Origin of the sequence: Natrarchaeobius versutus, assembly GCF_041205745.1 — an archaeon.
GTDB classification, from domain to species: domain Archaea; phylum Halobacteriota; class Halobacteria; order Halobacteriales; family Natrialbaceae; genus Natrarchaeobius; species Natrarchaeobius versutus.
Genome location: NZ_JBGFCC010000007.1, coordinates 203,358 through 221,280 on the forward strand (window position 1 = coordinate 203,358; position 17,923 = coordinate 221,280).

Sequence of the window (17,923 nt, forward strand, 5' to 3'; positions counted from 1 at the left end):
CCCGACGTACTCGTCGTATGGTCTGTCCGTATCTTGCGTATCGAGACCGGGCCGACGACGCGCGCTTCGACGAGGCTCGCGCGTACTGTACGGCGGCTGATCGCTTCGTCCAGGCGATGCGCGCCGACGTCTGTAACGACCGCTACGGCCTCGCACACGACGAACACTGCGAGATATACCTCGAACATGCCGACGACGGCGAAAGCGAAGCGGACGGCGAAGTCGACCGGGCTGGAGGGAACTCGTGAGCTACGAGGCGTTTCTCGCGAACGAGCCGGTGATCGTTACCGCGGCGCTGACCGGCGGCGTCCACGGCAAGGAGGCGAACCCGAACATCCCCGAGACACCCGAGGAGATCGGTCGCGCGGCGGCCGAGGTCGAGGAGGCCGGCGCGTCGGTCGTCCACCTCCACGCCCGACGACCGAACGGCGAGCGGTCGTTCGAAACCGAACGCTTCCAGGAGGTAGACGACGCCGTACGACGTCACGCCGACGACGTGATCGTCCAGCACTCGACGGGCGGAACCGGAGCGCCGGCGGACGTTCGTCACCTCGCGTTGAGAACGGACCCGCCACCGGAGATGGCCTCGCTCGACATGGGGCCGCTCAACCGATACGATCACCTGACCGGCGAGAACACCCGCGCGCTGGTCGACTCGCTCCACGCCGAGATGGTCGAGCGGGGGATCAAACCCGAACTCGAGGTGTTCAACGACGGTCACTTGAACGAAGTGTACGGACTGCTCGAGCGGCGCGAACTGGCCGATCCCGTCTACGCGACGCTCATCTTCGGCCCCGGGACGCTCAGCAGACCGAGGCCGCGAAACCTCCTGAACGCGATCGACTCGCTCCCCGACGGGGCGACGTTCAACACGATCGGGTTCGGCCGCCACCAGCTCCCGTTCGCGACGCTCGGGATCCTCTTTGGCGGCCACGTTCGCGTCGGTCTCGAGGACAACGTCTACTACCGCCGCGGAGAACTCGCCGAGAGCAACGCTCAGCTCGTCGAACGGGTGGTTCGGGTCGCAGACGAACTCGGGCGGGAGATCGCATCGCCATCCCAGGCCCGAGACATCCTCGGACTCTGAGGGCCAAACCGGTTATCGTCGCTACTGAAACGAGTGACACATCGGTCAAAATGCCGTCCTGCGATCGGGTATGCAGTGACTGTCAGGAGCTACTATAGTCCTCCGCAGTAGTAGCGGTTGCATGGACGTTCTCGAGGCCCTCGAGGCCGAAACGGGGCTCGTCGCCGTCGTCGGCGCGGGCGGGAAGAAGACGACGCTGTACGCGCTCGCGACGCGTGCCTCGACCGAGGGGACGCGGGCGGTCGTCACCGCGACGGTGCGGATCCCAATCTTCGACCGCCAGGTCGAACGGGTCGTCGTGACCGACGATCCGATCGCGACCGTCGAGCGGTGGGGTGGGGACGGCGCGGAAGTCGACGGCTGGCCGATCGGCGTCGTTCCGGCAACCGAAGGCGAGGACCGATACGTCGGCTACGAGCCGGACGGTATCGACGACCTCGCACAGCGCGGGCTGGCGGATCTCGTCCTCGTCAAAGCCGACGGCGCGCGGACCCGAGAACTCAAAGCACCCGCCGACCACGAGCCCCGGATTCCCCGGACCGCCGACACCGTCGTCCCGATCGCGAGCGTCGACGCCGCGGGCTCACCGCTCTCGGCCGACGCAGTCCATCGCCCGGAGCGAGTTGCGGCGATCACCGACCGAGAAATCGGCGACCCGATCCGGCCGATCGACGTCGCTCGAGTCCTCGCGAGCGAGCGAGGCGGTCTCGCGAACGTCCCCGACGGGGCGACGGTCGTCCCGCTTCTCAACAAGGTCGACGACGCCGCGGCCACAACGGTCGCCCGTGAGATCGGGACGGCGGTGCTCGACCTTACACCGCGCGTTTCGCGTGTCGTCCTCGCTCGGATGATCGCCGACGATCCGGTGGTCGACGTCCTCGAGTTCGAGTAGCGGGGGTCGTAGCGTCGGCAAACACCGTTCGTTAGTTCGACCTGCCTCCAGCGGCGATGCGTTCGGCCGCCGCCTCGAGTTCCTCGCGGGTGTTGACGTTCTCGAACGTCTCGAGGGCCGCATACTCGCGAATTTCTGGCTCCTCGAGGACGGCGTAGTCGAGATCGGCGATCGCCTCGACGATCCGACGTTCGTCCCGCTCGAGGGCGCGTTCGCAAGCCTCGGCCGTCGCGTCGGACCGGTAGACCGCCTGCGTCGGCTGGAACCACTCGTCTACGCGCACAACGGCGGCGTCGTGGCCTACCGCGCGGTCGAACAGGTGCGTGAGAAGATCCGGATCGACGAACGGCATGTCGCAGGCGACGACGGCAGCGTACTCGCCACTCGCCGCGCGAAGTCCGGCCGCGATGCCTGCGACCGGGCCCTGGTCTGGGACGGGATCGACGGCGAAGCAGATCGCGTGGTCGCGGTCGGTATCCGTCGAGTGGGTGCCGGGCTCGAGGGCGTCACGGATCGCGGATACCTGTTCTGCCCGGCAGTTGACGACGAGGTCGTCGACGAGGGGGCGAACTCGGTCGGCGACCCGCCGAATCATCGGCGTTCCCGCGAGGTTGGCGACGGCCTTGTCGGCCTCTCCGAATCGCGTCGAGTGACCGCCCGCGAGGACGACGGCGGACCGCTCCGGGAGTTTGGATTCCGCGGTCATACCCGCCAGTTAGTCGGGCCGGCTCAAAAGGGTCCGGGCGGGACGGGCGAACCGACGATCGGTCCGGCGGGCGCCAAACGGCCAGAACGTGCTCACACGGGGTCACGGTGGCCGACGTCACCGAGCCGGAACAGTGCCGTATACAGCGTCCACGGATCGCAGTCGAAGCGGTCGGCGAGTTCGTGACACCGCTCGAGGTACGTTTCGTACGCCGGAATCGACGGCGGATCGGGATAGACTCGCTCGAGTTCGCCGGCCGCCTCGAGCGTCGACCACGTCCGCGGACCGACGACGACGTACTCCTCAGGAGCGACGAACGCGAGGAACGCGGAGGCGACCGGAACGTCGACACCCTCGAGACACGTCAGCGACTCGACTCCCGCCGCGGCGTCGTCCGCGTGTACCGCGTCGCCGACGGCGGCTCTGACCGCGTCGAACTCGTTGTTCCAGAATCGGTCCTCCGCGTCGCGTCGCTCGTCGTCGGGATACTCGCCGAGAAAGCGCCGGTAGTACCACCGGACGACCCAGGCGGCGTCTCGTCGGCCGTACTCGCCCGACGCGAACGCACCGGGGAGCGTCTCGACGTTTTCCGCCTCGACGACGGCCAGCGGTGCGTGCTCCCGATACGCTCGAGCCTCGGCCTCGACGATCGAACGCGTGAGTTCCATCGCGGTGGTGTTCGTCGTGGTCGATGTTAGCAGTTCGGCCGACTCGGGACCGGTGAAACGCCAGGACTGCGTGTGACTGTGGTCTCGAGCGGCAGCCGGCCTCGAACTCGACCGACGAAATCGGCCCCGCCTGTGAGAGAAACACTCATGCACACTGGAGTTGTGAATGAACGCGACGCGGTCCGATTTCGAGAGATACGCTACGCATGTCCAGTGATCAACAGAAAACCGTCGAGACGATCTGTCCCTACTGCGGCGTCGGCTGTGGCATCACGGTCCAACAGGGCGACCAGCCGGGGGACGTGCGATTTCTCCCCTGGGGCGATGCGCCGGTCAACGAGGGACGCATCTGTATCAAAGGCGGCGCGGCGACCGAAGTCGTCGACCACGAGGATCGACTCACGGATCCCCTGCTTCGGGAAGACGGCGAGTTCCGCGAGGCCACCTGGGAGGAGGCCTACGAGTACGTCGTGAGCGAACTCGAGCGGATCCGCGAGGAGTACGAACCGGACGCGATGGGCTTTTTCGGCTCCTCGAAGACGATGAACGAGGAGAACTACCTCCTTCAGAAACTCGCCCGCCGCTACGGGACGAACAACGTCGACAACTGCACCCGGATGTGTCACGCCTCGACGGTCTGGGCGCTCCGGACGAGCCTCGGCGCGGGCGCGATGACCAACAGCATGGCCGATCTGCGCGAGGCGTGTGATCTGTTCTGGATCCAGGGGGCGAACCCGGGCGAACAACACCCCATCGCGAACAGCCAGTACTTCCGGCAGGCCGTCCTCGACGGCGCAACCGTCATCCAGGTCGACCCCCACGCGAACAAGACCACGCGCTCGTTCGGGATCGACGACACCGATCGCCACCAGCACCTCCAGTTGAACCCCGGCACCGACATTCCGCTTCTCAACGTCGTCCTGAAAACCATCCTCGAGCACCACGAGGATCACCCTGAAGACGGCTGGATCGACGAGGCGTTCGTCGCCGAGCGCACGGAAGGGTTCGACCATCTGGTGAAAACACTCGAGGAGTTCGACAAAGCGGCGGCCGCCGACGAGTGTGGCCTCGAGCTCGAGGCGATCGAGTTGGTCGCCGAGAAGTACGCCGAGGCCGACAACGCCGCCATCTTCACCGGGATGGGGATGAGCCAGCACCGCTGTGGGGTCGACAACGTCCAAAACGAGATCAACCTCGCGCTGATAACGGGTAACCTCGGCCGACCCGGAACGGGCGTCAACCCGCTTCGGGGACAGAACAACGTCCAGGGGACCTGTGACGTCGGCGCGATGCCGAACGTCTTGCCGGGCTACCAGCTGGTCGACGACGACGAGGCCCGCGAACGCGTCGAGGACGTCTGGGGGTTCGAGGTTCCCGACGAACCCGGCCTGACCAACGTCGAGATCTCCCACCGATTCGGCGACACCGTCCACGGACTCTACGTCATGGGCGAGAATCCGGTGATGAGCGAACCCGACGCGAACCGCGTCGTCGAACGGATTCAGGATCTCGAGTTTCTCGTCGTCCAGGACATCTTCCTGACCGAAACCGCCGAGTACGCGGACGTGATCCTGCCGGCGACGACGTGGGCCGAACGCGACGGAACAGTCACGAACACCGACCGGCGCGTCCAGCGGATGCGCGGCGTCGAGAAAGTCCACGAGAACACCAAACACGACCTCGAGATCCTCTCGGAGATTGGTACCCGACTGTTCGACGGCGGGGATTCGGGTTCCACGGAGAGCCGGACGGTTCCCGTCGGCGGCTTCGCGTTCGACGACCCCGAATCCGTCTTCGAGGAGCTCCGGGAGGTCTGTCCCATCTACCACGGCATGAGCTACGACGCGCTCGGGACGGAGGGGCTTCACTGGCCCTGTTACGTCCCCGGCGACGAGGGTGACCCCTACCTCTACGCCGAGGAGTTCGACACCGAGAGTGGGCTGGGTCACATCGAAGGCGTCAGTCACACGCCGCCGGCAGAGACGCCCGACGACGAGTACCCGCTGATCCTGACGACCGCGCGGGTCGAGGAACACTACAACACCGGAACGATGAGCCGCCGATCGCCGACGCTCGAGCGACAGGTTCCCGAGAATTTCGTGGATATCCACCCCGTCGACGCCGAGCGCTACGGCGTCGAGGACGGCGACGAGGTCACCCTCAGATCCCGGCGCGGGGAGATCGAGGTCGTCGCACAGGTCACCGAGGACACGAAGGAAGGCGTCGTCTGGACGACGCCACACTTCGCGGCCGCATCCGCGAACCGGCTCACGAACGACGTACTCGACGACAGAGCGAAGATTCCGGAGTACAAGGCCGCCGCGGCCGAGATCGAAGTCGATCTCGAGTGAGCGAACCGACCGACTCGGTATCACGGGATTGATTATCGACCGGTTCGAGATGCGGACGATGAGTATTCCGTCGTTCGTCATCGGCATCGCGGGCGGGACGGGCGCCGGGAAGACGACCGTCGCCCACGACGTCGCCGAGGCCGTCGGCGAACCGCTCACTCGCATTCCACTCGACAACTACTACGAAGACCTCTCACACCTCGAGTACGAGGAACGAGCGACGGTCAACTACGATCATCCGTCGGCGTTCGAGTGGGAGCTCCTCCGCGAGCAACTCGACGCGCTGTTGACGGGCCAGTCGATCGAGATGCCCCAGTACGACTTCGAGGAGCACGTTCGGACGGACGAGTACGTTCTCGTCGAGCCCACGGAGGTGATCGTCCTCGAGGGGATTCTGTCGCTATACGACGAGGAGATCCTCGACATGCTCGATCTCCGGGTGTACGTGATGACCGACGCCGACGTCCGCATCCTGCGTCGGATCGAACGCGACGTCGTCGACCGCGGCCGGGATCTCGAGGGCGTGATCGAGCAGTACCTCGAGACGGTCAAACCGATGCACGAGCGCTTCGTCGCGCCGACGAAGAAGAACGCGGACGTTATCATCCCCGAGGGATCGAACCGGATCGCCGTCGACCTCCTCATCGACAAGATCGAGGCCGAACGCGGAAGCTCGGAGTTCGAGGAGTTCGACCCGGATCGCGAGTCGGAGCTCGAAGGGGTCGATCCGGATCGTGACTCGAGTCTCGAGGAAATCGAAACGGAGCACAGTTCGTCAGCGGACTCCGGATCGCTCGAGTGAGCGCGTTCGATCCACACTGGCCGATCGAACAGGTGGAAAAAAGTACATGTCGGTGGATGCCGACGAGTCGACTATGGCTCGCCCCTCCGCGACGACCGTCGCGATCGGTGCGCTCGGCGGTCTCGCAAACGTCGTCGCCGTCCTCACACTCTACGCCCGCGCGGGATATCCCACGCTCGAGTCGGCCTCGAGCGTCGCGGTGCTCGCGTTGACCGCCTTCGCCGTCGGATTCCTGGCGTTATCCGTCTCGGCACACACTCGTCTCCTCGCTCCCGTGGTCGGGTTCCTGGTCGTCCTCATCGGAACCGTCTCCCTGGAGTTGACGACGCCGAACCCGGAGTGGAGCACGCTCGACGGATACGTGATCGTCGACGGGCCGACGCACGTCGCAAGCTACGCGAACGCGTGGTACGTCTGGCTCTCGTTATTTCTGGTCGCCGGCGGTCTCGAGTTCGCGATCAGACGCGGCTACGGCGTCGGCGACGACCGACTCCGAAATCTCCCCCAGCTCCCGCTCTCGAGGCCGATGCTGGCGTCGTCCGTGCTTGGCCTCGGATCGGTCGTCGGCGTGTCGACCACGCTGTTGGTCCTCCGGGCCGGTATTCGCCCGTCGGTCACCGCCATCGCAGTTCTGGCGTTTGCGACCGTCGTCGCAGTCGTCCCGCTGGCCGCGCTCTACGCTCGCGGAATCGTCTCGCCGGCGATCCTGTTCGTACTGCTCGTACCCTATTTCCTGACGGTCGAAGTCTTCGCGACGACCGACAGCCCGATCCACATCCTCCTGTTCGGCCCGTACGCGCTCGTCCTCGCCGCCGCGTGGGCGCTCGAGTCGGCTGTTAGGTCACGCGTTCGCGGGTGGGACGGCGGTCGGTTCGCCGATCGAGGGGCGGCGTGAACGCTCGCGCCGGCACCCAGCGGAACGAACCGGATCGTCCGCATCCGCTGGCGTCGATCACCAACTGACGAGGGCACCATCGCAGGCCGAACAGCGGTGAAAACTCGCTTCGCCCATCTGCCCGAGATACTCGAGCGCCTCGGGCGGGTGTTTGCAGTCGCCCGCTCCGCCGATAGTCGTTCGCCGTCCCGATCCGTCGGAATAATTCTCCCCGGTTGCCATGGCCTCTCCGAGCGCCGGGGGAGATATCAGGAGACGTCCTGCTATGACCGGCGAGTCGGTCGTCGGGCGACCGGGCCGTACCGAACAGGCGGTGAACTTACCCTCGGTACCGTCCTACCACACCGCGTGAAATCGTTCGAACAATTCAGGGAGACCGACGCGTTGCGACTCTCCCTCGAGGTGTGGCACCCCGGTTGCTGGGTGCTCGAGACGACCGACGCCGCCGACGTCGGATTGCTCAGTTACGGCTGTTTTCGCCGGCCAAACGGCGATACCACGACGGTGTTTACCCTCTACGGCGACACGACAGCCGCGCTCGAGGAGGGGATGGTCGAGATCGAACGGTCAGACGCGGTCTACGACGTCGCTGAGATGTCCTACAACCGACGCAGGAACGTCTCCCGGCCGGGGAACGCGATCCGCGAACTGCTCGTCGATCACGACGCGACGACCCAGATCAGCCACGAGTTCACCGATCGAGGGTTCGTGCCCGCCAGACCGGTCGACGCGCGAGAGAACACCGAGTACTGGACGGTCCTCACCCGCCACGACCGCGAGCACGTCGACGTCCTCTTCGAGGCGATCCGTCGCTCGAGCGGCGCGGAGATCACGGTAACGGGCCTGACACACGCGAGTCGAGTGGAGCGGGAGAGTCCATTACCCCTCGATCAACTTTCCGGTCGCCAGCGCCAGGTGTTTCGCCTCGCTCAGAAACGAGGCTACTACGAACACCCCCGGCGGGCGGACGCGGCGGACCTGGCCGACGAACTCGAGGTGAGCACCTCGACCGTCCACGAGCACCTCCGGAAGGCCGAGGCGTCGTTGCTCGATCCCGGCACCGACCTGCTGACTCGAGACTCAGCCGACGGACCGACCGCCAGCCGTTGACCGCCGGCCGTCGAGTTTCGTCGCGTCCCACTCGAGAGGACTGGAAAGACGAACGACTCGCGACCGACGCGGTGGGAGAACCGTCGGACTGTGCGCCGAAACCGTCTCGTAAGCGTTGGCCGAAGGACTCGAGTTCGACACCCTAAAGCGAGCGGACTCTGTGGTTCGAGTATGGAGTATCACGAGGCGGTTGACTTCCTCTTCGGTCTACGGCGATTTCGCCCGAAGCCGGGGACGGAGTCGACGGCGCGGCTCCTTTCACACCTCGGTGATCCACACGAGTCGATCGAGTTCGTCCAGATCGCCGGCTCCAACGGGAAGGGGAGTACGGCCCGGATGGTCGAACGCACGCTCCGCGAGGCCGGACTCTCGGTCGGACTCTACACGTCTCCGCACCTGACGGACGTCAGAGAGCGCGTCCGGGTCGACGGGAGGAAGATCCCTCGATCGGCGGTCACCGAGTACGTCGAGGCCGTCCGCGATTACGTGAGAGAACGAGCCAGCGACGGCGAGTCGCCGACGTTCTTCGAGACGATGACCGGACTCGCGTTGTGGCGGTTCGGCCGACAGGAGGTCGACGTCGCGGTCCTCGAGGTGGGAATCGGCGGCAAGTACGACGCGACGAGCGTCGTCGATCCGATCGCGAGTGCGGTAACGAGCGTCACCTTAGAGCATACGGGCATCATCGGGGACACCGAGGAGGCGATCGCTCGGGACAAAGCACACGTCGCCCCCACCGACGCCCCGCTGGTCACCGGCGTCACCGGATCGGCGCTCGAGGCGGTCCGCGAGGTCGCTGGCGACGTGATCACGGTTGGCACGACCGACGACGGTGGCGTTGGAGACGACGGCGAAGCGGCGGACGTTCGGGTAACGTACGAGGGTCGAACGAACCACACCGAGGCCGCCGTCTCGGTCGAGGGAGATGGGTGGGGACTCGAGACGAACGTTCCGCTCCCGGGGAAACACCAGGCCGAAAACGCCGGGATCGCGGCCGTTCTCGCACGACAGGTCGCCGACGTGAGCGTGGGGGACCTCGAACGGGGCCTGCGAAACGCCCACTGGCCGGGTCGATTCGAGGTAATGGGAACCGATCCGCTGGTGGTCCTCGACGGCGCGCACAACCCCGGCGCCTGCGAGCAACTGGCCGAGACGCTCGCCACGTACGAGTACGACGACCTCGTGGTCGTCTTCGGCGCGATGCACGACAAAGACCACCGCGAGATGGCGGCCGCGTTACCGACCCCCGATACGGTGATCGCGACGGAGCCGGAACTCGAGCGCGCAGAGGAGAGTGGAGTGCTGGCGGAGGTGTTCGCTGACGCCGCCACTCCGGACGTACGGACGAATCCGTCCGTTCCCGACGCGCTCACGGCCGCCCTGGACGAATCCGATCCGGACGACTGCGTGCTCGTCACCGGCTCGCTGTTCGCGGTCGCGGAGGCGCGCTCGCGGTGGTCCGCGGTGAGCGTTCCGAAGCGAATCCGAAATCGGGAAGACGCCCGCGACGCCCTCGAGCGGGCGAACGTCGACGCGTTCGACGTCGACCGAGCCGAACGAAGTGCGCTCCACCGGGTCGTCGAAACCAACCTGCAGGCCGGCCAGGCGAACCGACTGCGAGAAGAACTCCTCCGTCTCGGTGGCGAGTGCGTCCTCACCGGCGGCGACCGAAACGACGAGCGCGTCGACGCCGTCCTGATGGGGACGCTCGCACAGTTTACCGGCCTCGTCGAGACCCTCGAGTCTCGGCCGGCTGGACGCGGCGACGGCGTTCGTCCGATCGCGCGGGACCTCCGGGAAACCCTCGATATCGGGTCGGCGGGCGTCGAGACGGATCCGCGCTACCCGTGGCACGACCGCACCGCGGTGATGGGGATCGTGAACGTTACCCCCGACAGTTTTCACGACGGCGGCGAGTACGACTCGATCGATGACGCCGTCTCGCGCGCCGAGGCGATGATCGACGCCGGCGTCGACGTGATCGACGTCGGCGGCGAGTCGACGCGCCCGGGTGCCAAACCGGTTGCGTCCGACGAAGAGATCGACCGCGTCGTTCCGGTCGTCGAACGACTCTCCGATCTCGACGTTGCGATCTCGATCGATACCCGGAAGGCGGCGGTTGCGGACGCCGCACTCGAGGCCGGCGGGGACGTCGTCAACGACGTGTCGGGTCTCGAGGACCCCGAGATGCGCTTCGTCGTCGCGGACCACGACGCGGGACTGGTCGTGATGCACAGCATCGACGCGCCGGTCGTTCCGGACCGCGAGGTCGTCTACGACGACGTCGTCGAGGACGTGATCGACCAGCTCTCAGAGCGGATCCTGCTCGCCGAGAAAGCCGGAATCGACCGCGATCGGATCGTCGTCGATCCCGGTATCGGGTTCGGCAAGTCCGCTCGAGAGAGCTTCGAGATGCTCGGCCGACTCGAGGAATTTCGCGCACTGGGCTGTCCGATCCTCGTCGGCCACTCGCACAAATCGATGTTCGCCCACGTTGGCTGTGACGCAGGCGAGCGACTCGAGGCGACCGTCGCGGCGAGTGCACTCGCCACGGACCGCGGTGCGGACATCGTTCGGGTACACGATGGCCCGGAGAACGTCGCCGCGGTCAGAACGGCGCTGGCGACGCGGAATCCGGACCGGTTCGAGTGGGAGTCGTAGTCTCGGTCGACCGGCACGTTTCGTCACGGGCCGTCCAATTCTGCGTCGATAGGGAACCTCCGTCGATAGTCAATCGTCCGCGAAGCCGCTCGAAATCTGTGTGTTCGCCATCGATATTCTCGCGTCGTGACCCGTTAGCGCCGATGAGAAAAATGTAAATGTTCTGCCCGATTAGTTAGCACTAACTAAGTATGGGTGAGACGCGAACGAACATCCTCGAGACGGCGCGGACGATCCTCGTCGAAGAGGGGTACGATTCACTCACGGCCCGTCGAATCGGGCAGGAACTCGAGATGACCGACGCCGGCGTCCACTACCACTTCGAGACGAAAGTCGATCTGGTCGTTGGCCTGATCGAGTTCCTCGAAGCGGAGTTCCGCGAGCGCCTCGAGGATCACGACGGCGATCCCGAAACACAACTCGCGGCGATCGTGGCCGACCAGTTCGAGCAAGCCGAGGCGCTTCGCGAACTGACCGCACCTCCGGGATTCCAGCTGTTGACGGTGGCGTCAGCCGGGAACGAGGAACTTCGACTCGCGCTCGTCTCCTACCTCGAGGCGTACGTCGATCACGTCACGGCGGTGCTTCGCGACGGAATCGAGGTCGGCGTTTTCGAAACCGACGACCCCGAGCGGGTCGCGGTCTTCCTCGCGTCGATGACGGACGCCGCGGCCGGCCGGGCCGCGCTCGGACTCCCGCTCGAGGCGCTTCGCGAGAGCGTCGTCGAGTACGTCCTGGCCGACGTCTACGTCGACGAACCGCCGACGCTCGAGGTGCGTTCCGATGGGTCCTGACGGGACGACGTCGGACTCGCCCGGGGCCGGGGGATCAGTTGCCGGCGATCGACTAGAGCGTGTTCGCCCGATCGCAGTCGTCATCGCTCTTGTCGCCGGTGCGTACGTTGCGCAGATCGGATTCGCCCGTTCCGGCATCGACGTTACGGGGCCGCTCCCTTCGCTGGGGTGGTACCTGGTGTCCATCGCGGCGCCGTTCGCTGTGGCGTCCGTCGCGTACTTCGCGTATCGGGGATCGATTACCGTCCCGATTCGGCGACCGACGCGGACGGAGGCGGCGACCGTCGTCGGTGGAATCGTCGCGGCGTATCTCGTGTACACGGTGTACGTGATCGTCGTGACGACGGTCGCGCCGTCGTTCGCTCACTTCGGTGGCGAAGCGGAGTCTCCGATGGACGGAATCTCGTCGGTCGCGATCGGTCTGGTGTACGTCCTCGTGTTTTCGATCGTCACCGTGTTCCTCGAGGAACTGTTCTTCCGGGGCGTTCTCCAGGGCTACCTGCAGAATTCGATCGGCCCGCTCGTCGCGATCGGCGTCGCGTCGGTGTGTTTCGCGTGGTTCCACGTCTACTTCCTGTCGTTCGCCAGTCCCGCGTTCGTCGGCGGGATGGTTTACTACACCGCGATGGGTACCGTCTTCGGTGTCGTCTACGAACGGACGCGGAATCTCACGGTTCCGTTTCTCGTCCACGCCGGGTTCAATGCGGGACCGTTCCTAATCGTGTTCGCGACGATGATTTGAGGGCTCATACGGATTGCTGTAACGATTTACCGGCGCAACCGCGACACGGGCGGCGGTTGCGCCGGAAATGACTTACAGTAAACCGTATCAGACCTCGAGCGTTCGCGGCTCGATAGACTGTCCCTGGCCTCTACTGTTCACGGCTTGAACGGCTGTCCGTACTCGAGCATCCCTGCAGACGAACCCGTCGCTGGGTGTCGAAAGTCCGTATGAAGTATGAGTGTGGAGGCCACGATTGCCCGGCGTTCCGACCGGGGGAATCCCGGTTGCCTTCTCCACCCCGCGACCCGTCGAGCGACAGGTGTCCGGCGGTCCACTGCTCGCTTCCGCGCCTGATGGGCTGTCGCCGACTAACCACGACGGGACGTCCCTGCGGACGGCCACCGTGGACCGCTGTCCCCGACGGACGAGGCTTCCATGTTGGCTCCCGGGGCCCCGATCGGTCTGACCGGACGCCCGCGGCGTTCGGTCCCCGCTGATGACCATAGCGCGGGTAACGAGCAGGGCCAAACTGCCCGACCTATCCATCCCATCGTAGGCGGTTGGAACTTAAGGGCCTTTCGCTCCCCCAATCGACCGACAGCGCCCGAATACTCACCCTCGTTCCCAGCCGTATCGGCTCTCGAGATCGAACGAGCGGGGATCGAGACAGCCGCCCGTGATCACTCGAGGTCGCCGTGTTCCGCCTCGCCCGACTCGCCGCGCTCTTTCGCCGACAGCGGCACGGCGAGAACGACGAGCGCCAGATAGAAGACGGCGACCGCGGTGACGACGACCGTTCCACTGACGCCGGGCAATCCGGCGCTCTCGAGGAACGGTTCGTCAGGATTGAACGCCCAGACGTGGAACACCCAGCCGAGCAGAACGCCAGTCATCAGCGGTAGATAGACCCGCCTGAGACGGTGGCTGAACGCGCCGCGATAGCTGATCTTCGGCACTGGATCGCGGTAATCCTCGCTGAGGTCCGCCCGCCAGGTGTCGTGTTCGATACCCTCGGAAGGGTCGAGCGCGTTCGCAAAGAGGTTCTCTTGAAGGACTCGAACGCGCGATCGCCAGATGTCGTAATCGCGAAACCGACGCGCTTCGATGAACAGGAAGACGGTCCCCATGATCGCGCCGGCGAGGATAACGGCGTGTGAGACGTCCCCCGAGAACGCGTAGGCGACGATCGCCGCCATCACCGTGACGGCCCAGTTAGTCGTCGTATCGAGACGGCTGCGCCACTCGACGGTTCGCTCCATCTCGCCTCTGTAGAGGTGTGCCGCGACGGAGCCGAGGCCGGTGCTCTGATCGACCATCTCGCGGCCGATCTCCCGTTCTTCGGCCGCCTCCGGATCGAACTCCGGCTCCTCGGCCATACGCGTTCGTAGGACGCGTGCGCGTATCTTCCTTGCCACCGTCCGGAACACGCGACTGTCTCCCGATCGAACCAGCGCGCGGTCGACGCCAGTGATCACTCGAGCTCATCACGCATCCGATCAGTCCGTCCGGTCTCCCTCGCCGAACCGTTCTCGAAACCGACCGATCCGGTGGTCGGTCCCCGCGACGAGCAACCGATCGTCGCCTCGAAAGGCCGTCTCGTCGATATCGGTCTCCAGATCCCCTCCGCGCTCGAGTGCCACGACGGAACAGCCGGATTCCCGGCGGATTTCGGCCGTCGACAGCTCCGAACCGACGAGTTCGGGTGCGTCGACTTCGACCAGATGTAATCGATCCTCGAGCGTCATGACTTCGTGTTCGAAGATCCGCATCGTGAGCATGCGTCCGGCCACGTTGGGCAGGGCGAGGACGTAATCCGCACCCGCGGCTCGCATCGCGTCCACGCTCGTTCCGGTAACCGCGCCGGCGACGATCTCGACGTCCGGTGCGATGGCACGAGCGGCCAGCGTCGAGAGAATCGCGGCGTCGTCGGCTTCGAGCGCGACGATCACCGTCTCGGCCTCGTCGACCCCGGCCTCGAGTAGCGTCTCTTCGTCGGTCGAATCTCCGACGACGTCGATCGACTCGCCCGAGCTGGGCCCGACGGAGACGGTGTCCACGCCGGCTCGCTCGAGCGTCCCGCGTGCCGTCGTCGCGACCAGCCCTTCGCCGAGGATCACGACCGGGCCACTCGCCGTAGTGTACCGGACGCCGGACGTGCCGATTCGGTCCGCGACCGCCTCGAGTTCCGCCTCGGCTCCGGCGACGAGCACCGACGTATTCTCGTCGGCCGTAACGTCCTCGGAAAGCGTCGTGAGAAAATCACCTCGGACCCACGCCCCGAGCACCGTCGCTCCGGTCCGCTCGAGTCGGTGAGCGTCGGCGATCGGTTCGCCGAAGAGGTCCGAACCCGGCGGGACGGGGAACTCGTGGATGTCGAGTTTCGAACCCAGTTCGATCGCCTCGAGATCGGGGCTGATGACGTCTCGAATCCGATCCCCGAGCGCCTTGCCGAGCCTGTGTCTCGGCGAGAGAACCTCGTCGACGCCGGCGTACCGAAAGTACCTCGCGTCGCCGGGATCCGCGACGAGTGCGAGCACCGTCGCCTCGGGATCGCGGGCTTCGATCGTGAGCGTCGTCCTGACGGGGTCGCGTTCCGTCGCGTCGATGACGACGGCCAACGCGTCGTCGAGACCGACCGCCTCGAGCGTGCTCTCGGAGCCGGGATCGCCGTAGAGAACCCTGAAACCCGCCTGGTGAAGATTCTGAGCGCGGTCGTCGTCTCCCTCGAGGATCACGTACGGCGTCCCGTCGGCCTCGAGTTCGCCGACGAGGGTATCACAGAGGTCCGTGTAGCCGACGACGATCACGTGCTCTTCGAGGTGGTCGATCTCCGTCGGCGGCGCCGGTTCGACGAGCGTCTCGAGCCACGGGACGACGAACTGTGGGATAGCGACCACGATGTAGGCGATCCCCGTCACCTGAATCAAAAGCACCAGCGCGGTCATCTGGAGCGTCTCCCATGGCGCGTCCTGGCCGTATCCCGTGGTCGTCATCGACTGGACGACGATCTCGAGCGCTTGATACCAGGTGCGTGACTCTCCCTCGTAGGTCGCCATTCCCCACCGATACGCGAGCGTGTAGATGCCGATCAACAAGAACAGCGAGCCCACGTACACCGCGATACGCCGCGTCAGTTTTACCACGGCCGCTCACCTGCGATTTGCCCGCGGTGTAGCCCGGTCGTCGGTCGTATCCCGGACATACTGACCCTATCCCCGCCCCGAACTATCGTTCTTGGCGGTGGGTCTGCCGCCGGGTAGCCCTCCGCGCGTATCCGACATCCATCGCGAACGCTCGATCACGATCGCTCTCGGAGCAAAAGACATCGCTCGAGGAAAAGGCCCATTAGCCGTCCGAGACATCTATCGGGCATGGGACTCGGCAGCACCGCAAAGAAGATCCAGGGACTCTCGGATCGGGCCGAAGCGATGTACAAGCAGGTACAGCAACTCCAGCAACGGATCATCGGACTGGAAGAGGAGATGGACGACACCCACGAGACGGTCAAACGCCTCGACCACCAGCTTACCGAACAGCGCGCGTTACTGGTCGCCATCGCCGAGGAACAGGGCCTCGACGGTGAACAGATCCTCGCCGAAGCCGCGATCGACGAGGCCGAACTCGAGGCCGAATCAGGGGATGACGACGACGCGGACGACGCCGAGAGCGCCGCCGCCATCACCGAAGCCGAGGACGAAACCGGGGAGAAACCGGACGAGGGAACGCCCACCTCGGCGGAGTAACGCCGGGATCGGTACCGATACTCGAGGTGCCGATCACGATCGACACTCGTGGCGGTCGCCACGTCGATGACTCCGCCGTCGAGCGACGAACGTCCGTTTCGACGTCGCGGCCGATCCGATCGCACCGAGCGTCGCCTTCCCGCCGACCGACCACAACAGCAAGAGCTAACAATAGTGGCAACATTTGCCAGCACGATGACGACCCACGAGCGACCGTTGGATTCGGTACTCGAGACGATCGGTCGGACGCCCCTCGTCCGGGTTCACGACGGTCCCGACGACATCCGAATCTACGCGAAACTCGAGTCGTTCAACCCGGGTGCGAGCGTCAAAGACCGGATCGGCCGGTACATGTTAGAGCGGATGCTCGAACGCGACGAAATCCCTGCGGGCGGCACCGTCATCGAACCGACCGCGGGCAACACGGGGATCGGCCTCGCGATCGCGGCCCAGCAACTCGGACTCGACGCCATCTTCGTCGTCCCCGAACGATTCAGCGTCGAAAAACAACAGCTGATGGACGCACTGGGCGCCGAAATCATCAACACCCCCACAGACGCCGGAATGGGCGGTGCCATCGACCGCGCCCACGAACTAGCCGAGGAACTCGACGACGCCGTCGTCCCCCAACAGTTCTCGAACCCGCTCAACACCGAGGCCCACTACGCGACCACCGCACCCGAGATCTACGACGCACTCGAGGGCGAGGTGGGCGCGGTCGTCGCCGGCTGTGGCACCGCGGGGACGCTCATGGGGCTCGCCCGTTACGCCCTCGAACACGACGACGAAACCCACGTCGGCGCCGTCGAACCCGAGGGATCGCTCTACGGCGAACTTCTCGACGAAGAGCGCACGGAAGGCGAGTACAAGATGGAGGGCATCGGTACCCACGACACCGACACCAACGAACTGTTCGATCCCACTCTCGTCGACGCCGTCTACGCGGTTTCCGACCGGGACGCACACGACGAACTCCGACGACTCGCCCGCGAGGAAGGCCACCTCGTCGCCTCGAGTGCCGCCGCCGCGAGCGTCGCGGCGAAACGCGTCGCCCGGTCGATCGCCGACGGCGATCTCGAGACGCCACACGAGACGGTCGTCACCGTCTTCCCCGACTCGAGCGAGCGCTACCTCTCGAAGGGAATCTACCGATCGTTCGACGCGTGGAGTTCCTGACGGCGATGGCCGTCCCGACAGATCAGACGCTACTCACCTGAGCCAGTGGAGTCCAGTGGGGGTTCGACCGGCGCCTGTGTCGTCGTGTCGTCGATTCCAGTCCCGGATTCGGACGCCGAAAGCGCCCGCGCATCACGAACGTCGAAAACGTCGTCGCGTTCGACCTCCCAGACTCGCAAAACGAGGTGGGCCTTGCAGTAGTACTCGACCGCCTCCATCCCGGTATTCCGGTTCTCGAGGACGAGTTGATACGTCCCGTCGTTCGAACAGCTCTCGAACCGGTCACACATGCGTATCGATACCACGTACTCCGC

General features: G+C 65.5%; 17 protein-coding genes, 1 other RNA gene and 1 pseudogene. 12 read left to right on the forward strand and 7 right to left on the reverse strand.

The genetic code is table 11. From position 1 onward, the window contains the following. Positions 1-17: 17 nt before the first annotated feature. The 3 genes from AB7C87_RS16510 (at position 18) to yqeC (ending at position 1,979) form a co-directional block, all read left to right on the forward strand. Positions 18-248, forward strand: a complete 231-nt coding sequence (locus AB7C87_RS16510; protein WP_369730592.1) for a hypothetical protein — start codon at positions 18-20, stop codon at positions 246-248. Continuing rightward, positions 245-1,087 (forward strand): beta-keto acid cleavage family enzyme, encoded by an 843-nt coding sequence (locus tag AB7C87_RS16515; protein ID WP_369730593.1) that lies wholly within the window; start codon positions 245-247, stop codon positions 1,085-1,087. The genes AB7C87_RS16510 and AB7C87_RS16515 overlap by 4 nt, the downstream gene beginning before the upstream one ends. Before the next feature lie 121 nt (positions 1,088-1,208). After that, complete coding sequence (gene yqeC / locus AB7C87_RS16520; protein ID WP_369730594.1) at positions 1,209-1,979, forward strand: selenium cofactor biosynthesis protein YqeC; 771 nt, start codon at positions 1,209-1,211, stop codon at positions 1,977-1,979. 31 nt (positions 1,980-2,010) lie between these two features. Here the strand turns inward: yqeC and mobA are convergent, their stop codons facing one another. Continuing rightward, positions 2,011-2,685 (reverse strand): molybdenum cofactor guanylyltransferase, encoded by a 675-nt coding sequence (gene mobA, locus AB7C87_RS16525; RefSeq protein ID WP_369730595.1) that lies wholly within the window; start codon positions 2,683-2,685, stop codon positions 2,011-2,013. A gap of 92 nt (positions 2,686-2,777) precedes the next feature. After that, on the reverse strand, positions 2,778-3,353 hold the full coding sequence (locus tag AB7C87_RS16530) for a hypothetical protein (RefSeq protein WP_369730596.1): 576 nt from the start codon (positions 3,351-3,353) through the stop codon (positions 2,778-2,780). Between the two features lie 206 nt (positions 3,354-3,559). Between AB7C87_RS16530 and fdhF the strand changes: the two genes are divergently transcribed. The 3 genes from fdhF to AB7C87_RS16545 all read left to right on the forward strand — a co-directional run bounded on the left by fdhF (position 3,560) and on the right by AB7C87_RS16545 (position 7,401). Continuing rightward, the gene (gene fdhF, locus AB7C87_RS16535) at positions 3,560-5,704 is read left to right on the forward strand and encodes a formate dehydrogenase subunit alpha (protein ID WP_369730597.1); all 2,145 of its coding nucleotides are present in this window, start codon (positions 3,560-3,562) and stop codon (positions 5,702-5,704) included. Between the two features lie 58 nt (positions 5,705-5,762). Further along, complete coding sequence (gene udk / locus AB7C87_RS16540; protein WP_369730598.1) at positions 5,763-6,506, forward strand: uridine kinase; 744 nt, start codon at positions 5,763-5,765, stop codon at positions 6,504-6,506. A 73-nt stretch (positions 6,507-6,579) separates the two neighbouring features. Continuing rightward, a complete protein-coding gene (locus tag AB7C87_RS16545; protein ID WP_369730599.1) occupies positions 6,580-7,401 on the forward strand; it encodes a hypothetical protein in 822 nt (273 codons plus the stop codon). A 57-nt stretch (positions 7,402-7,458) separates the two neighbouring features. On the opposite strand, the gene AB7C87_RS16550 is transcribed toward AB7C87_RS16545, so the two are convergent. Continuing rightward, positions 7,459-7,623: a hypothetical protein gene (locus tag AB7C87_RS16550; protein WP_369730600.1), complete on the reverse strand. Its 165-nt coding sequence runs from the start codon at positions 7,621-7,623 to the stop codon at positions 7,459-7,461. A 126-nt stretch (positions 7,624-7,749) separates the two neighbouring features. Here AB7C87_RS16550 and AB7C87_RS16555 point away from each other — a divergent pair, with 126 nt between their 5' ends. The 4 genes from AB7C87_RS16555 (at position 7,750) to AB7C87_RS16570 (ending at position 12,708) form a co-directional block, all read left to right on the forward strand. Beyond that, the gene (locus AB7C87_RS16555) at positions 7,750-8,511 is read left to right on the forward strand and encodes a helix-turn-helix domain-containing protein (RefSeq protein ID WP_369730601.1); all 762 of its coding nucleotides are present in this window, start codon (positions 7,750-7,752) and stop codon (positions 8,509-8,511) included. A 171-nt stretch (positions 8,512-8,682) separates the two neighbouring features. Then, positions 8,683-11,172: a dihydropteroate synthase gene (folP, locus tag AB7C87_RS16560; protein WP_369730602.1), complete on the forward strand. Its 2,490-nt coding sequence runs from the start codon at positions 8,683-8,685 to the stop codon at positions 11,170-11,172. A gap of 191 nt (positions 11,173-11,363) precedes the next feature. Beyond that, positions 11,364-11,966: a TetR/AcrR family transcriptional regulator gene (locus AB7C87_RS16565; protein ID WP_369730603.1), complete on the forward strand. Its 603-nt coding sequence runs from the start codon at positions 11,364-11,366 to the stop codon at positions 11,964-11,966. Then, positions 11,956-12,708 (forward strand): CPBP family glutamic-type intramembrane protease, encoded by a 753-nt coding sequence (locus AB7C87_RS16570; RefSeq protein ID WP_369730604.1) that lies wholly within the window; start codon positions 11,956-11,958, stop codon positions 12,706-12,708. The genes AB7C87_RS16565 and AB7C87_RS16570 overlap by 11 nt, the downstream gene beginning before the upstream one ends. A 219-nt stretch (positions 12,709-12,927) precedes the next feature. Here the strand turns inward: AB7C87_RS16570 and ffs are convergent. The 3 genes from ffs to AB7C87_RS16585 form a co-directional block, all read right to left on the reverse strand. Continuing rightward, an RNA gene (ffs, locus tag AB7C87_RS16575) (signal recognition particle sRNA) lies at positions 12,928-13,239 on the reverse strand. 131 nt (positions 13,240-13,370) lie between these two features. Next, positions 13,371-14,066, reverse strand: a complete 696-nt coding sequence (locus AB7C87_RS16580; protein WP_369730605.1) for a DUF2270 domain-containing protein — start codon at positions 14,064-14,066, stop codon at positions 13,371-13,373. Positions 14,067-14,186: 120 nt separating this feature from the next. After that, positions 14,187-15,833: a potassium channel family protein gene (locus AB7C87_RS16585; protein ID WP_369730606.1), complete on the reverse strand. Its 1,647-nt coding sequence runs from the start codon at positions 15,831-15,833 to the stop codon at positions 14,187-14,189. Positions 15,834-16,061: 228 nt separating this feature from the next. On the opposite strand from AB7C87_RS16585, the gene AB7C87_RS16590 reads away from it, so the two are divergent. Together AB7C87_RS16590 and AB7C87_RS16595 are read left to right on the forward strand one after the other, a co-directional pair. Then, positions 16,062-16,433: a DUF5798 family protein gene (locus tag AB7C87_RS16590; protein WP_369730607.1), complete on the forward strand. Its 372-nt coding sequence runs from the start codon at positions 16,062-16,064 to the stop codon at positions 16,431-16,433. A 195-nt stretch (positions 16,434-16,628) separates the two neighbouring features. Further along, on the forward strand, positions 16,629-17,609 hold the full coding sequence (locus tag AB7C87_RS16595) for a PLP-dependent cysteine synthase family protein (RefSeq protein WP_369730608.1): 981 nt from the start codon (positions 16,629-16,631) through the stop codon (positions 17,607-17,609). Positions 17,610-17,719: 110 nt separating this feature from the next. Here AB7C87_RS16595 and AB7C87_RS16600 read toward each other — a convergent pair. Next, positions 17,720-17,899: pseudogene (locus AB7C87_RS16600) on the reverse strand (hypothetical protein); the annotation flags it as partial. Positions 17,900-17,923 lie beyond the last annotated feature (24 nt).

Bases quoted from the DNA above. Each gene is read 5' to 3' on its own strand.
- AB7C87_RS16510 (WP_369730592.1), top strand. From the start codon at position 18: ATGGTCTGTCCGTATCTTGCGTATCGAGACCGGGCCGACGACGCGCGC.
- yqeC (WP_369730594.1), top strand. From the start codon at position 1,209: ATGGACGTTCTCGAGGCCCTCGAGGCCGAAACGGGGCTCGTCGCCGTC.
- mobA (WP_369730595.1), bottom strand. From the start codon at position 2,685: ATGACCGCGGAATCCAAACTCCCGGAGCGGTCCGCCGTCGTCCTCGCG.
- AB7C87_RS16530 (WP_369730596.1), bottom strand. From the start codon at position 3,353: ATGGAACTCACGCGTTCGATCGTCGAGGCCGAGGCTCGAGCGTATCGG.
- fdhF (WP_369730597.1), top strand. From the start codon at position 3,560: ATGTCCAGTGATCAACAGAAAACCGTCGAGACGATCTGTCCCTACTGC.
- udk (WP_369730598.1), top strand. From the start codon at position 5,763: ATGAGTATTCCGTCGTTCGTCATCGGCATCGCGGGCGGGACGGGCGCC.
- AB7C87_RS16545 (WP_369730599.1), top strand. From the start codon at position 6,580: ATGGCTCGCCCCTCCGCGACGACCGTCGCGATCGGTGCGCTCGGCGGT.
- AB7C87_RS16550 (WP_369730600.1), bottom strand. From the start codon at position 7,623: ATGGCAACCGGGGAGAATTATTCCGACGGATCGGGACGGCGAACGACT.
- folP (WP_369730602.1), top strand. From the start codon at position 8,683: ATGGAGTATCACGAGGCGGTTGACTTCCTCTTCGGTCTACGGCGATTT.
- AB7C87_RS16565 (WP_369730603.1), top strand. From the start codon at position 11,364: ATGGGTGAGACGCGAACGAACATCCTCGAGACGGCGCGGACGATCCTC.
- AB7C87_RS16570 (WP_369730604.1), top strand. From the start codon at position 11,956: ATGGGTCCTGACGGGACGACGTCGGACTCGCCCGGGGCCGGGGGATCA.
- AB7C87_RS16580 (WP_369730605.1), bottom strand. From the start codon at position 14,066: ATGGCCGAGGAGCCGGAGTTCGATCCGGAGGCGGCCGAAGAACGGGAG.
- AB7C87_RS16590 (WP_369730607.1), top strand. From the start codon at position 16,062: ATGGGACTCGGCAGCACCGCAAAGAAGATCCAGGGACTCTCGGATCGG.
- AB7C87_RS16595 (WP_369730608.1), top strand. From the start codon at position 16,629: ATGACGACCCACGAGCGACCGTTGGATTCGGTACTCGAGACGATCGGT.